Annotated in this window: 10 protein-coding genes; 2 read left to right on the top strand and 8 right to left on the bottom strand. The window is 36.1% G+C overall.

Features of this window, described 5'->3' with window-relative positions; all coding sequences use genetic code 11:
- Window positions 1-84 precede the first annotated feature (84 nt).
- The 8 genes from IGI92_RS03995 to IGI92_RS03960 form a co-directional block, all read right to left on the bottom strand.
- Window positions 85-1,755 (bottom strand): poly alpha-glucosyltransferase, encoded by a 1,671-nt coding sequence (locus IGI92_RS03995; RefSeq protein ID WP_225869261.1) that lies wholly within the window; start codon window positions 1,753-1,755, stop codon window positions 85-87.
- Between the two features lie 1,208 nt (window positions 1,756-2,963).
- Window positions 2,964-4,454, bottom strand: a complete 1,491-nt coding sequence (locus IGI92_RS03990; RefSeq protein ID WP_016613053.1) for a helix-turn-helix domain-containing protein — start codon at window positions 4,452-4,454, stop codon at window positions 2,964-2,966.
- Window positions 4,455-4,986: 532 nt separating this feature from the next.
- Window positions 4,987-8,220: a lectin-like domain-containing protein gene (locus IGI92_RS03985; RefSeq protein ID WP_420694629.1), complete on the bottom strand. Its 3,234-nt coding sequence runs from the start codon at window positions 8,218-8,220 to the stop codon at window positions 4,987-4,989.
- Complete coding sequence (locus tag IGI92_RS03980; RefSeq protein WP_430608484.1) at window positions 8,213-9,292, bottom strand: DUF916 and DUF3324 domain-containing protein; 1,080 nt, start codon at window positions 9,290-9,292, stop codon at window positions 8,213-8,215. The genes IGI92_RS03985 and IGI92_RS03980 overlap by 8 nt, the downstream gene beginning before the upstream one ends.
- 80 nt (window positions 9,293-9,372) lie before the next feature.
- Window positions 9,373-10,194, bottom strand: coding sequence for a WxL domain-containing protein (locus IGI92_RS03975; RefSeq protein ID WP_005237417.1), 822 nt, complete (start codon window positions 10,192-10,194; stop codon window positions 9,373-9,375).
- The gene (locus tag IGI92_RS03970) at window positions 10,191-10,541 is read right to left on the bottom strand and encodes a hypothetical protein (protein ID WP_005237418.1); all 351 of its coding nucleotides are present in this window, start codon (window positions 10,539-10,541) and stop codon (window positions 10,191-10,193) included. Before IGI92_RS03970 ends, IGI92_RS03975 begins: the two co-directional genes overlap by 4 nt.
- A 1,311-nt stretch (window positions 10,542-11,852) precedes the next feature.
- A complete protein-coding gene (locus IGI92_RS03965) occupies window positions 11,853-12,281 on the bottom strand; it encodes a GNAT family N-acetyltransferase (RefSeq protein WP_194188903.1) in 429 nt (142 codons plus the stop codon).
- A 182-nt stretch (window positions 12,282-12,463) separates the two neighbouring features.
- A complete protein-coding gene (locus IGI92_RS03960; protein WP_005237422.1) occupies window positions 12,464-13,180 on the bottom strand; it encodes a GntR family transcriptional regulator in 717 nt (238 codons plus the stop codon).
- A gap of 149 nt (window positions 13,181-13,329) precedes the next feature.
- Between IGI92_RS03960 and IGI92_RS03955 the strand changes: the two genes are divergently transcribed.
- Both IGI92_RS03955 and IGI92_RS03950 read left to right on the top strand, forming a co-directional pair.
- Entirely contained in the window at window positions 13,330-14,739 is a 1,410-nt protein-coding gene (locus tag IGI92_RS03955) for a PTS transporter subunit EIIC (protein ID WP_194188904.1), read from the top strand.
- 11 nt (window positions 14,740-14,750) lie between these two features.
- On the top strand, window positions 14,751-15,842 hold the full coding sequence (locus IGI92_RS03950) for a GDSL-type esterase/lipase family protein (RefSeq protein WP_430608136.1): 1,092 nt from the start codon (window positions 14,751-14,753) through the stop codon (window positions 15,840-15,842).
- Window positions 15,843-15,884: the final 42 nt, after the last annotated feature.

Genomic DNA, 15,884 nt, shown 5'->3' with positions numbered 1-15,884 from the left:
CCTCCCTTTTAGTAATTAATAAGATTTCTATTAATTGCTAAGTTCACATTCAAAATAAATATAAACTTAGCAATTAAGTGAACCTCAATTGCTTTTGAGATAATTCTTATAATTGATTAGTCCACTTAAAAAGTGCTCTGCATCATCTATTCTCATTCTAAAATTATCGTGTCTTGCAAAAAAACCACCAGCAATGATATTTGGTTTTGCCATATACATAGCAACCTCCGGATAAAACACCCCTACGTTCATTTCATGCAACGCTCGCTTATCCATAGTTGGTTTTATATCCTTCGCTTTAGGAAACTTCTCTAACAAATGTGAATATTGTTCACTTGTATCTAAGTGATCAACAAATTTAGCAGCCGCAACTAAAAGTTCTAGCATGGTAGGATAAGCAGTGTCTCGTTTGTTGATAAAATTCAAATTTTCTGTAGCATTTCGAATACCAAACTCATAATATTCCTCTTTAGGTAATAAAGCTGATAGCTCATTAACGGCATAGCTTATCCAATGGTCATGGTATTTATAATATTTTTTTTCTACTAATTTTTTCAAAATTGATTCCGCTAATGATAAAGTGGTATCATCTGGAATTTGCTTATACGCTCTAGCGAGACCGAATAGTACTTCGCCATCGTAATAAACTGTCCGGAAAGCCTCTTTTACTTCTAACTTTTCGTTTAGAACGTGAATTGTATCTCCATCTTGAATAAAATATTCTTTGATCATTTTCACCGTATTGATAAGAATTTCTTCATACTGTAAATCACCAGTTATTTCTTGATACTTTGAAAATGCTAACAGCACCATCGCATTGCTTCCAAGTTTGTATTCAAAGGCGTCGATTCTTCGATCGATAATATCTTTGAAAAGCAAGTGCCCTTCAATATCAGTCGTTAGGTTTTGAATCCCCCAGTCAAGCCCACTCTTAATTTTCGGAAGATCTTCTTCATAGGTTTCTAAGTCTTCGACTGCTTCTAACCACGCATACAAAGTGGAAAAATGTCTTACCGTATTGTAGTTGATTAGCGTTTTATTAAACTGAGGAAAATAGCCATATATGAATTTTCCTGAATCAAGTATTTGGTCGCTTAAATATTTGCGCCCATCTTTAATCACTCTTTCTAAATCAGATACAATATTTTTCTTCAAATGCTGTCTCACATTGATCCCCGGTCCACGATACTGAAGCTCATAGAGTTCCGAGCCTTCATTCACCATTATTCCTCTCGTTCTAAAAATGGTGATAGCCTTGAGGGGATCGGGTAAAATAATAGGTTTCTTATATTTCCGGAAAAGATATTTGCTCAGATTTACATGATTGAAAGATAAATTTGGTTTATTTTTCCCAATTTTATGCTCTCTATCCGGTTGGAAAATCATATTCCCATTAATTTCTTCTTCCAGCAAAGAAATACGTAATTCCTCATCAAAAGCGATCCCATATCGAAAATAGTTGTTTCTTGGTGTTTCTTTTAGCATTTCGTCAAATTTTTGATAAGGAATTTTCTTTGAGTAGATGACAACATCAAATTTGAGATACTTGACCATACTCAAATTATTTCTTTCAAAAAATCTTTGAACCTTAATCCATGTTCTATCAAAATCCTTCGAGCAGAAAGACTTTACTTCTGCCCTACTTTGACCAGTTGACCACGAAATGTAGATGACCGTTTGACCTTGCATATTACTTTTTTCATAATAGCTACTAAGTTTTGCTTTAATTTGAACTAACTTTGAGTGCTTTAACATTGAACAACTCTCCAATTTAATCAGTTTGACCAGTTTTTGAGATAAATCTTCCATTCATTGCGTTAAACTTTTACTCATTGCTATGATTTCAATGAATGCTCATGACTGTTTATACATGTAGTGAGATAGCTAACTATTTGATGTACTCATCCCCCTTTTTCTTTTCCTTGAACCATTTTTCTTAAGGAGCGTCATTGAAAAATAAGGTTTTGGTTCGAAAGCTAAGATGACATGCTACGTTCTTTTCTATAGATCCTAAAATTTTATTACTTACCTGCTTCGCTTTTATAAAATAAAAAAGGATGTTTACCGCAAATAGTGAATATTTCCACGATCGAAAACAATGAATTTGATCGCTAATTAAAAGTATTGAAATTACGCATCCTCATTACACATATAAGGTTACACAGGGTAGTGAAGAAATTAAAATCTAAATTTTCATAGCATATTGCACTTTTCAGAAACGCAGATAAAAAGATGATTTTTTTAGCGTTAATATAACAAATAATAACCATATGTCTTTTTTGAAAACTTCGCTAAAAATTGGAATAAGAAGAAAGCCCATTATGGTTCGATAACGTTTCCATCTACATAATCTTTTGTTAATTTTAATAAAAAGAAAGAATATTTCGCTTTGTATCGGTATATAAGCTTAATATAAATTAGCCATCAAAATCTTCATTATATAAACTTGTTACTATATAATTTGCCTGCTTTTATTTAAAACTTCCTAATACGATTCATGTAATAAGAGAAATATCCCTTCCATATATAACAAATGAACCCTTCAAATATTTCAACTCAATCAATGAGGCAAACCAAAAAAATACGTAGAAAAGAACTCACGTCCTTTTCTACGCAATCGTAACTGCTACTCGCTAGCTAATAATTTTTATGTTCTCACTTTACCAGTAACGGATTCCATTTTGACCATCTCATCGATTAATCGGTAATTATTATGAGATTTAATGAGCATGACTCATCATTAATTTCCCTCGTGAATCCCCATAGAAACATCACAATACCTTAATATGACGAGTTTTAAAATAATCATAGTGCACACAAAAAGTATGATGAATTCCAATCTTTCGATTTGTGTACAATTTTGCTTTTTGTACTTAATCTTTGAATAAGTAAAATCATCAACCCTAGTAAGTATTTTAATAAGATTATCTATCTTCATTTTCAAAACGTATTTTTTAATCAAGTTAACTTGTCACTAAAGTATTTAACCTCTGCATTAGTTGATCCCAATCTTTCTGATTTGGAATTGTATTAATAAGGAGATAATCTTTCTCCAACTCATAATCAAAAATATATGGTCGGTAATTCGTGACTATTAAATCTGTTTTATTAGATTTTAAGCGCTCCTCTGTCAACTCTGGTAAGGATAAAAAATTTAGCTGATAGCTTTCGCCTAACAAACGTTGTGCTTGAAGACGGATACTTTGAACCACCATTGAATCGCCCTCCAATAAAAATAAAATATTTTGACGAGGCTGATGAGAATGAATTAAAAGTTCACTAAATAAAGTAAATCCAACAGCTAATTCCTCAAGTGCTGTAGCAGATAATCTTAATTCCTCCTGATGTTTTTTCAGGAACGCTACATTTTTTTCATAGGATGATTGTTGCATGGCAATATGTCTCACTTCTATTTGCTGTTTATTCCATATTGGCCAAAGAGCGTTACTTAATTGCCATGCAATGAAATAAGACCTCGTAAAGGTTATTAACAAAGGACGATCCCATTGACTAAAGAGTTCATTTGAAAAGTAATCAGTGACTATTGCAGTAGTTTGAGGCCATTGATCAAATCGCAGCAAAAAACACTGCTCGTATTCCAAGCAACTTGTAGTACGTTTTGATACAATCATTAAATAGAGCCAGACTAACTCATCTTTCGGCAGGAGAATTCCGTATTCTCTATCAATGATTGGGATCAGTGACTCAAATAACTGGTAATCCTCATCCTGATAAACGAGTCTCTTAGCCCATTCGGGAACCTTAATCAACTGTTCTTGTTTTACTCTTACCATAGTCAAGTAAAGTAATGAATAGAAGGCAGCAATTGAAATTCCCGTTCCTATTTTATAAGTTTTCAACTCTACTGAAAGTTCTTTTCGAATAATTGCATGCAGGTCATCTGGGGGGCGAACCGTTTGTGGAGTTTGTTCGCCTCCATAATAAAAATCAAAGAAAAATTTCCTTATGTTTGACTCCTCTCCAATAAATTTTACAGGTTTAAAGCTGAGGCTAAGATCGTATTCTTCCAATGTTGGTTGTGTCTTTTTTAAAAAACGTCTTAGGGTAGTTTCTGCATAATTGTACTGATGTGCGAGTTCATCGAGGTCAGCAAAATCACCATAAAAAATTCTTTCCAATATTTCATAAAGTGCATCTTGGTCTAAAAGTTCCTCTTTTTTCTCTTGGTACATTAGACGATCGATTTCAGCAAAACGAAAACCAGTATTATTTGAATAAATAGCAACACTATCACCGAAGTGTTCTTTTATTAAATGAATATCTTTGACTAGTGTACGTTGGGAGATTGCCAATTTATCAGCTAGCGTAATAGTTGTAAAAGTCTCTTCTTGTTCTATAATAGTTAAAATTCGCATCCATCTTCTGATCATAGGACTTGTAATAAAAGCAATTTGAAGTTCACGCATCATATTCCTCGCTTTATTTGTAATCATTTTCTATCTTTCCATCTACTAACTAGTACTTAAATAGATTGCTAATACTCGCTTTAGTATCGCTTTGTTCATAAGTATCATTCGCTCTATTAGCATTCATTTAGTTCTTTTAGAACCTAGGAACTCTGGTATGTTTTAAGAAATTTCTATCACTTGAACAATGGATCCCTATCCAACACTGATCATTTTAGAAACATACCTTGATTGTAGACTTCACCACAAAGAGACCTGTTAAGCGATCAGAAAAGTATCGTAAGCCTTCAACTAAACAAAGAAAGACACCTATATTAATATCTGTCAGAATAATTTATGTGCGCCCATAAAAAAGGGAGGAATCATTGATTTATCATTATTGAATGACGTGTAGATGATCTGTCAAAATGCACGTATAGGCTATTCTGATTCTCGATTTAATACTTGTCCAAACTTAAACGAACGGTAGCATGGATAGTAGCTATCAACTCCATCGCAGACCTTTTCACTTGATATTTTCCTATATAAGCCAAAGAAACAAACTTTTTCACGAGAGAAATCAATTAGATGGTACCGAACTTAACTCCCAGGTTAATGTCGTTTTATAACTTGCAGCATCAGGATTGGCACCCTTAGGAACCTCTAAAATCACACTTCGACCAGCACTTTCAAAATCACCAAATCGATAAATCCATGTTCCCGTCCCTTCAGCTCCTTGAGCTTTTAAAACCGTGCGTTTAGCTCCACCAGGAATAAGTGTGATAGGTGTCGTCTGCTGCAAGCCAGGTTCGATGCCATCTTGTACTGAAACTAATTGTTGATTCTGGAATATAAAGCTTGCCCCTGTTAACTCCGATCCTGTTTCAGCGCTATAGAATTGCTCGTTTTGACTCACAGAGAGCTCCCATCCCCCACGAGTATTTGATGGACGGCGATCGCTGACTTGAACGTAATTTGGTCGAATCTCCTCTTCAATGAACATTCCATCAACTGATAATAATCTTTGTGGCTTAGCGTAATATCTTTTGTCTTGTGCGGAAATTGCAAAGGAGCCAAAATAAAAATTGGATGCAAAATCAATACTGAACAATCCCTGGTTTTCAGGCAGAGATGGGGGATTTTCAGGATTTACTTCTTTATCTGGAGCTAGTGGATCTAACGGAGAAACACGATCATTTTCTTTTATATAAACGAATCTGATACATTTAGGAGCGTCTCTTTGAATTTTTAAAGTAAGAGATTGCACATCTTCTAAGATTTCCTCATCATTTTGAATATATAAGAGTTCATATCCTTCAAAATATTCTGCAGAAAATTCTTTGTGTTGATTCACGGGAATTTCAACGGTTTCTTCTTTAAAAACAATCGTTCCTGGCTCGGCGACGTGCATCACTTTGACTTCATTTTTTGCTCTAGTAAAGTAATAAACAATTGTCTTTTCTTCATCTGAAAATGTGTAATATCCTTTGTCGTCAATCAGCGAAGAGGAGTCTTCACTAATTCCTACAAAATCATAGCCATTAAGAAATGGTTCATCACTTTCTTTACTTTTAGGATCGATGAAAGTGGAGTCACCCAACTTGCCCGTAAAGGATTCCCCAGACAAAATATTCTCCTGTGTATCAATATCTTTGTATTCAACGTTGACCGATCCCTCTCCAACAATATATTTAAAGTAATCTACCTCTATCTGTTGTAGATTACTCTGAGCGCCTGTTGCTGCTGAAATAATAAAAGACAAAGCAGTAACATTTCCACTAGATAGCCATTCACTGACATCATGGTGCCAAACCTGACCATTATACTCAATTGACAAAATCGAATCATACTCTCCGGGATTATAGGTCATTTTAAACTCTCTAAATAAATTATTATTATTCCTTAAGATCGCCTTTGCTGCTGAACTATCGTTATTGTTACTTACATGGCTAGTCAACATTCCATCGTCTCTAGTATAGATGAATGACCCATGTGGATTGTGGGTAACCAAAGGCCAAACACCAGTTGATCGAAACTCGTCTAAATCTGCAGTGGCAGATCCCGAATCCACACGATTGTGATAAGTATCTAATTTAAATCCCCAAGCGTTTTGCAGTCCTGCTATGCCCATCCCTTGTCCAGACTGACCTAACGTATCAAGTTCAGATTGATGGAAGCCAAAACCTATTCCATCACCGCCATCACTTCCGCTCAAAGAACTACCCGATGCTCCTTGTCCTCCGTTTCCATTCCCAATATTGACACGACCTTTAAACTCAAAAGGATGCATATTACTCAATTTTTCTTTAAGTAAAATACTACCGTTTTGATTGCTCCTATCCTCGGTTAGTGTGACGATTCCAGTCTGGTCATTATAAATTGCCGAACCGCTCAAATGAAAATGGTCCAAAAAATTGGTCCGATCCCCTTCAATAAAATCATATTCCGTAGCTGCTGCCACATACTCAAAGCGATCAAGACGAATTTGATGGAGGTTGACTGACCCACCTGTCGCAGCAGAAATGATAAAAGATAAGTCTTCTGTGTCTATCCACTGAGAAACATCAACTCGCCATACTCTTCCTTCATAGCTAATACTGAGTATTTTGTTGTCGACACCGGGATTGTAAACTAATGAGAAATTTCGAAAAGAGTTATTACTGGGATTTGTTGTGACTCGAGGAGGCGCTTCATTCCCTTGATAGTTTCGCAGGATGCCTGAGTTTGAGTCTGTATAAACAAATGCACCAAATGCAGAGTTTGAAGTTCCATCTATTGACGAGGGGTCCGCTTCAGTTAGAGCTGTTGCACTACTGTTTCTATACGTATCAATTTTAAAGCCAAAAGAAGAAGCCAATCCTGCAAGCCCCATCCCCTGACCTGTTTCACCTACAGCATCTAAGTCATCCGCATGAAAACCAAAGCCGACCCCATCGCCACCTCTACTCGAACCTAAACCCGTATTACTGAGACGTCCAGTATTAATCGAGCCAGTGACTCGCATAGGATAACCAGAGAGCATTTTTTCTTTTAGAGTTATGGCACCGGCTTGATTGGTTACTTCTTCCGTGAGTGTCACTTGACCAAAACCGTCATTCTTTGCGTTGCCAATAAAATGAAAATAGTCTTGCAGATTGTTCACATCTACGATAACTTTTCTGTTCTCGTTTAATGGTGTGCCTTCAAAAACTTCATTGAATAACTCAAGATGTTCACTGTATGCTTCATAATCAATACCCGTTTCTACACTTTCTTGTCCAGCAATTCCATCTTCATCAGGAAAAATACCATTGTTTTCCTCTGACTCTGTGTCCCTAGCCTCATTTGTAGGTTGCTCTTCTTCTATTTCAAGAACAAGTATTTTTTCTAATACAGATACTTGATATTTCCCTGGAACTTCGAAAAACAAAGGAATGTCAAATGTATCTTGAGGACGAACGGATTCAATTAGCCACCGACCTAATTGTGCTTCTTGTTTTATAGAAATACCCTCTGGTAATTTTTCTTCAACAATCTGTGCCTCTTCTGGCAAAGTAATAGGAACAGATAGATACTCACTGTTTGAAAAAATCTTTACGATTATCGGTTCTGATACTTTTCCTTTAAGATAAGTATCAGAAAAATGAAAGGTTTCATCCTTTAATTCATCCGCTTCTGTTTGCTCCACGATAGAAGGAAATTCATTAGTTTCAGACACATCATCAAAATCAGTAAGCGTTTCTGCAAAAGCCATGTTCAATGGTACAGAGAATGATTGTGCAATCATTTTGAAAGCGATAATATAAATTACCGCTTTCCTAAATAATTTACTCATCCGATCTCACACCTCCTGACTTTCTTTTAAGCTTTTTCTTATAGAGTTCGTAAACGATCATCCCCAATAACGCAAAAAATAAAACAAGTGATCCTATCATCCACCAGTTTGTGCTTGCGTCAATCGTGACATCTGTACGGTTATAACTTCGCGCTTTTTCAGAATCAATCGTAAATTTTTGTTCCCAAGACCACGTCTCCCCTTTAGAAGTTGCTGTCAGTTTCAAAAGATAATTGCCAGCTTCAAAACGATCGCCTCCCAAAGGAATTGGAAAATGAAAGTGGGAATTAGGTGCCATCTGCATTTGCTCGTCACTTGCCTCATAAAGAATTTCTGTTTCACCTTCGCGCTGAACACTCGCTTTAATGGCTAGTCGATTCACAAAGGTTGGCGTCACATTTTGAATCGTCGCGCTAATTACATTGCGAAAGTTCAATTGATTTGGGAAAACATCTAAGAGTTCTAAATCTGGTTCTACAGAATCTCGAGTATTGCTGACCACAACTCCTATGACATAAGCAAATTCATTTTTTACTGCAACCCCCTCTTGCTCACTAACCGTTTCTTCTGTCTCTTCCTTCACTTCACTAATACGCAGCCCACCTGCTAGAAATCCATCAAAGGAAGCGTCTGGCATTTGAAGTGATAAGTTCACTGTTTTTGTTTCATTTCCACTGAGCTCGACCACATCTGGTGATTCAATCAATTCGTCAAGAGAATATAGTAATGTTGGGTCCGGTTCTTCTGCCTTTTTGCCATACTCCACGAAACCATGCACATTGGTATAAGCAGTATGAGGGGTGATTCGCACTTGAATGGTTTCTTCACTCCCGTTATGAAGATTTAAGGACAATTTCTCTTTTGAACCTGGTGCTAGATTCAGATCAAAGTAACTATTTGTACTGTCTACTTGGCTAGCAGGTAATTCCGGTACAACATGAAAATTCAGGCTACTTTCTTCGGCTTGGACCAATGCTGGAAACAAGAAAATCGAAAGAAGAAAAAAAACCTTATATTTAAGGAACAAATGCTGTAAATAAGTAGATATATGAGTATGGTTCAAATGAATCATCCTTTCTAAAAAAAACAACGCTACACATTCATGCAACGCTGTAGAGAATTTTTCATAAAGTTTTCTGGTGCCTGCTCTTACTAAATATTATTTTCTTCATCACCAACATCGCCATTAGGAGTCGTTGTCAAATCCCATAACAGTGTTGCCTTATACGTGGTCGCATCTTTAGCAGTAGAACCCGGAACATGCAATTTGATGGCACCATTTTCTACAACATCATTTTTAGAATCAAAATCTTCTGAGGAAAATTGATTTGTCAGTTCTTCTTGATTTCCCCAGACAACTGAAGAAACCCCGGCGCCTTGACCTTTTATCGCTCTCATCACTGAACGAGCAGCCCCGTTTGTGAGTAGTTCTAAATTATCTTCATGAGCGCTAGGTGAATTTAAATTATTGCTTCCCTCGTACCTAATCTCAGAACCAACAAACTCTATCCAAGCACCCGTCAAAATATTGTTTTGTGTTTGTGACTCAAAATTACTTAAACTAACTTCTAGATCCCAACCGGCATTTGTTCCTCGTAGATCATGAACCTGAGCAAAACTGACATAAGGTACTTTATTATCGTCACCCGTTGTTCCAGATTTTTGCTGCATTTCTGCAACCATGTTATATTCTCTATCTTGATTAGATATTACTTGTGTACCGAAATTCATCGTTGCTACTTTCATGATGGATAATTCTCCAGTGGTCCCAGGAATTTCGGGTTCAATCTCCACATCTGGATTTGGTACTGGATTCACCACCTCTAACTCTCCATCCTCTTCACCCGCCGGACGAAACTCAACTTGTCCATTCGAGGTTACATCTCGAACCTCTTGTGAATAAGCTTTGGTCGCACTTCCAGCTAAAATAGTGGTAGATAATACGGCAATTGACGCTAAACGAATAAATTTCATATTTCATTCCTACTTTCTTTTAATTCATATATGTTTTTCAATGCTTTCCCCCACCAACAAACGACAATGATAAGTAAACTTAATCCAATCGATTTCCACCAAGTGTTTGTGATCATATTTGTTTGTGGAAAAGTTTTTTCCAAACTTGAACTACCATCTGAAGGTGGCTTGACAACGTGAACTGGCGGCTTAGGTTCTGGCGCGCCAATGGGTTCGTATGTACCAGTGAAACTAATCATGCCTTCAGTCTTCACTTCTTGAGTTTGTGTACCATAAACAATAGTTGGAAAATGGATGAAAACTACTATGCAAAAGACCAACATTCCCTCACCTATTTTTGATTTCATTCACCACCCTCCTTTAGTGAAAATTAGCCATCAATTTAGATGACTCATTGTATTTTTCTTTTATAAAAGCTGAATCACTTCTAAAAGATATTTTTGAAAAATAAATCTTTTAGTCTACCTTTTAAAATTAGTGATTCAACTTTTCGAAAAAAAAAACGGTGCGTTCTGTTTGCTTCTTGCATCTAATAGATTACAAGTGGGTAAGAAAAAATCAAAATCGAAATTTTCATAGCGCCATGCATTTTTGAGAAAAATAACAATTATTTATAACCCGTATATTCATTTATTATTTCTTGCATACTAAGTCCCCCCCAGAGAAAACAATTGTTTTTTAATAAAAAAATAGTAAAAATCATTTTTAAAATGGCACCAAATTCGCAAAAATACCGTGCAAAAAAAAAACAAAAAAAGCAGCTTTTAAAAATTTTAGGTCTTGCTTTTTTTAAGTTGTTGCTTTCCTATGTCATTCCCTTGATATAGCTAGGCTATTCATATCAATATCGGGTATTTCTTCTAGTTATTAAAAATCAGTAGATAAGAAAAAAAATTTCTTGCTAAAATAACAGGCCATAAATAGAGGGAACTTCCATCATAAACTCATCTCTTTTTCAATATTTGCATAACACGAAGTAAATATCGAATGGCAATTTTGTATCTTCTTTACTACTATATTTTAAGAAGAAAGGGTGATTAAATGAGGGTCGAAAAAGTAAAATTGACTGCTTTTATTTATAAAATGAGCTGTCTGGAATATTCATATTCTTTGATTAAAAGCGGGTATTCCCCTATCAAATTAACCACAGAAGAAGAGAATGAAATTGAATCTATCATCAATACTCGATTACATCGATCCTTGCTATCAGCCAATCGAAGACGATTTAAATTCAGCAAAGTGAAACTTTCAAGAAAAGGAAAATCAGCTTATCAAAAACTAAAAAAGTTTGAGTATCTGATTGATCTTTAGCAAACATTAATACATTCCTATGATTAGACGGATAAAAATGTAGCAATTAAATGGGTTTATCTAGTGTACGTCCATTTTCCTCAACGATTGAGTGATTTTCTTACCACTATTCAAGTCATAGAAATAGAATGTTATCTATTTAATCGTGGACCAGTTAATAAAATTATCCTCTTCACTAAAAGATTAAAGAAATGTTCCTCCATGATCTATGCATTTGTATCTGAAGGCTACAGCTAGCATTGATCCCTTAGAACCTAGATTTTCTGTCTTAAATTGAACAAATAAAAACGTGGATACAAAAAAGACGCTGAAGAGTCGTTTGTCACTCCTCCAGCGTCTTTGCATTTTTATAATTCCTTGATAAACCGTTTCTGTTCATGACTGCTGTGGTAGCCATGGTTTTCATAAAACTTGTGGGCAGCATGGCGTTTGACATTCGAATTTAATCGAATGCCTTGCATTCCTCGCTGTCGGGCTTCTGCTTCAATTGTCGACAGTAGTTTCCCGCCAACGCCTTGCTTTTGCACTTGATCATCCACTACCAAACCTAGGACATTAAAAAATCGCCCGGCAGAATAAACTGTTGAATATGGCTGTGCTTCAATCATTCCAACTGCTTTTCCCTCTATTTCAGCGACCAGCAAGAGATGATCCTCCTCAGCTAAAATTCTCTTTAGGCCTTCGATCAATACTTCTTCTTCGATTGGATAGCCTAGTACTTTCGACAAATGAGCTAGTTCTTTATGATCAGACAATGCAGCAGCTCTAATTCTCATAGTATTCTCCCACCTTTTGGCTTTTTATTCGGTCTTGTTTTAGATAACTCACATTCATTTATCAACTTAGAAATAAATGACAGCTAGTTGATTTGTACAAGTGCAATAGAAAAAAAGTATACAGACAATGTACTAGAAATCCCTTTGCTATGATCTTTTATGTTATTTAGCTAAACCAGTTTTTAATTTTGATCAAATGAAATGAGTGCATATTCGTTAGGAATATACCTGATTGTCGTATATTCGAATAATTTTCCCATATCATTATAGACCGCATTTTCCAATATTCCCACACAATTATTTTTTCCTAAAGCTAATTCTTTAAAGTCAGAATCTTTTGCAGATTCAACTTTCATTATAGACTTTGATGCAGCGATTTTAAAATCTAAGTTTTGTTTGATATGGTCGTAGATTGATCCGGCTATGATTTTCTCATTAAGACCCTTAACGATACTTTTTTTGAAATAACTCGTATCTGACATCATCGCTTTCCCATCAATGAGGCGTAATCGTTTCACAAGGTATACTCTTTCACCAACCGGAAATGAAATTTTTTTTGCTAATGAATCATCAACAGTCAACTCGTGAAATTCTTGCACAATTGTTTTTTTTTCGACCTCAGTATCTGCGGATAGTGCCTTCAATCCTTGAAAATTTCCTACCTTGAAAGACTTCTTGTCAATCTCGATTCTTTCAAGAATAACTACCCCTCTTCCTTTCACACTATAAACCAATCCATCTTCATTAAGCAGTTGAATCGCTCTGCGAACTGTATTTCTACTAGTACCAAATCGCTCAATTAACGCCATTTCGGTCGGTAAAACCATTGTATCGTTATAGAGTCCCTCATTAATTTCATTTTTCAAAGTGTCATAAATATCCCGAAACTTATTCACCATAGTTCCACCTCACTCTTTCAGTTAATTATAACATGATATCATTCTACCTATACAAAAAAACTTAAATTTGTTTAAACAAATGCTTGATTATTTGTTTAAACAAATTTAAAATGAGCGTAACCGGTTAAAAGAAATGAGGAGGTTTTATTATGAGTGACAAACAGTTAGCGGAGTACATGATTGAGTACGTTGGTGGAAAAAATAATATCAAAAATGTGATCCACTGCATTACACGTGTTCGTTTCTATCTAGTGGACAAAGAGAAAGCCGATACAACTAAGATAAAAGAGTTGGATGATGTAATGGGCGTAGTAGAAGCTCAAGGACAATATCAGGTGGTTGTTGGAAACAAAGTAAATGCTATTTACGAGGAAGTAATGCGCCAGTTAAACAATGATCAAGTCTTTGATTCTACAGAGGGAGTGGTGGAAAATGATTCCAATAGTGATTTTCTTCAGCTATTTCGAAATGGCTTCAATCAGTTTATTGGCATAATTACAGGTTCAATGATGCCCGTCATCGGTCTTCTTGCAGGAGCTGGAATAATCAAAGGATTACAAGCTTCGTTGGTGACGTTTGGTTTATTACAAGATAGTTCGCAATCTTATCTATTGATTAGCACGATTGCAGATGGCATTTTTTATTTTTTACCTGTCATCTTAGGTTTTACTGCAGCTCAAAAATTAAAGGTGAATCCTATTGTTCTGGCAGTCGTGGGTGCGATACTCATTCATCCAAATATAGTCACTATTGCTTCAAGTACAGCTGCGAAGGTCGCTATTTTGGGCATAGAATTCCCCATTATGAATTATACAGCTTCGGTTTTCCCTATTCTGGTCGCTGCTTGGTTAGCAACGTATGTTGAAAAGTTTTTAAAGAAAATTGTTCCTCTCGTGATTTCTTCCATTGTGTCACCAATCGTTGAAGTTCTGGTACTAAGCTTAGCCGTTCTTCTTATCATCGGACCAATCATAACGATTATTAGTGATGGGCTAGCATTCGGAATTAGTACCATTTTTGACTTTAACACGATTATTGGCGGAGCAGTCTATTGCGCACTTTTTCCAGTCTTAGTGGTCTTCGGCATGCATTGGCCATTGATTCCGATCATCGTCAACGATTTAACTGTTAACGGATTTAGTATGATGAATGCCTTCTCGTCTGTATTGATGATGGGTATTGCGGGTGCAACATGCTCAATCGCATTGAAAACAAAAAAAGCTCAACTAAAACAAGTTGCCTTTGCTGCCACTCTTTCACAAATATGCGGTGTTGGCGAACCTGCAATCTATGGTATTCTACTAAAATACAAAAAAGTCTTCTATCTCGTGACCCTTTCAAATATTTTTGGTGGTGCTCTAGCAGGTTTCCTTCACTTGGTCAACTATGGATTCGCAGGTGGGGTTATAGGATTTGCCTCTTTTATCAACCCGGTTGCAGGGATCGATAAAAACTTCTATGCTTATCTACTCTCTCATATAGGAACATTTTTGCTATCCTTTCTTTTGACTTGGCTTTTTGGTTTCAATGATAAAATGAAAGCTGCAGATGAACTGTAAGGTGATATATGATGAAAAAAATAATTTGGCATCAAGTATTTTCTAATTACCAAGTACTAAACTTTTCTCCTAATGGACGTAAATTACGTTTAAGAATCAAGCAGCCGCTTTCTGGACAACGATTAGCACTCGAACTTTGTAACCGCTATGATTCTTTTGATTTAAACGTAGAGTCGATAAAAATCAGTAGTAATCCGGGAAACCAACAATCCAATGTTATTACCTTAGATAATCGACCACAATTCATTGTCCCAGCTGGATCCACTTTATGGACAGATGACATTGATTTTTCAGTAACCAAAGGAGCCGATATTCTGATAGAGGCATTATTCTCCAACGAGATCAATCGAGTATCTTCCTCGGCAAACTTACTATCTGATCAAGTAGTCCATTCGAATATAAGAGAAACCAATAACTTTATTTTTGGGATTACTTCAGTTGCTCTAGAAACGAAAGTTGATGCAAAAGTCATTGCTTTTTTTGGCGACTCTTTGACGAATCAAGGATATTTTAGTGATAGTGTCATCGACAATCTAAACAAACGTGGTCTGATTGCAACAAGCTTTAATGCTGGCATATCAGGCAATCGTCTGACACATGCTGGTTCAGGGATTTCTCGTTGGAAAGACAGCTTTGGTGTTGCAGGAATCGACAGGTTCCAAGCAGATGTCGTGGATCAAAAGCCAGATTTGATCGTTTCATTGATTGGGTTAAATGACTTATTTCATCCAGGAACGGGCTCTCCACTTTCAGAATTACCTACCAAAGATGAGTTGATCAAACACTACAAAGTTCTAATAAATCTGGCAAAAAAAGCAGACATTCCGTTTGTTCCCCTCACGCTTCCCCCTTTTAACTATTCTTACAACCAAGGAAAGCCGAGTTGGACCGAGGAAAAAGAAGCTATCCGAACTGCGTGTAATCAATGGATAATGACTCAAGCAAATACGATCGATATCAATGATATGGTAAGAGATCCTTCTGATAAAACGAGATTAGCTTCTGCATTTGATTCGGGGGATCATCTGCATTTTTCTCAAACTGGAGGGGAAATTTTAGGAAAAGCTGTGGCTGAGAAAATTCTTTGCCTTTCATTGCTGTGAATTGATAGACTCTCAACAAAAACTGTTAAAAATAGTCAAAAA

This window comes from Enterococcus sp. DIV2379, assembly GCF_050542965.1.
GTDB lineage: Bacteria > Bacillota > Bacilli > Lactobacillales > Enterococcaceae > Enterococcus_D > Enterococcus_D entomosocium.
The sequence above is the reverse complement of the archived record's forward strand: the minus strand, read 5'-3'. Positions and strand labels throughout refer to the sequence as shown.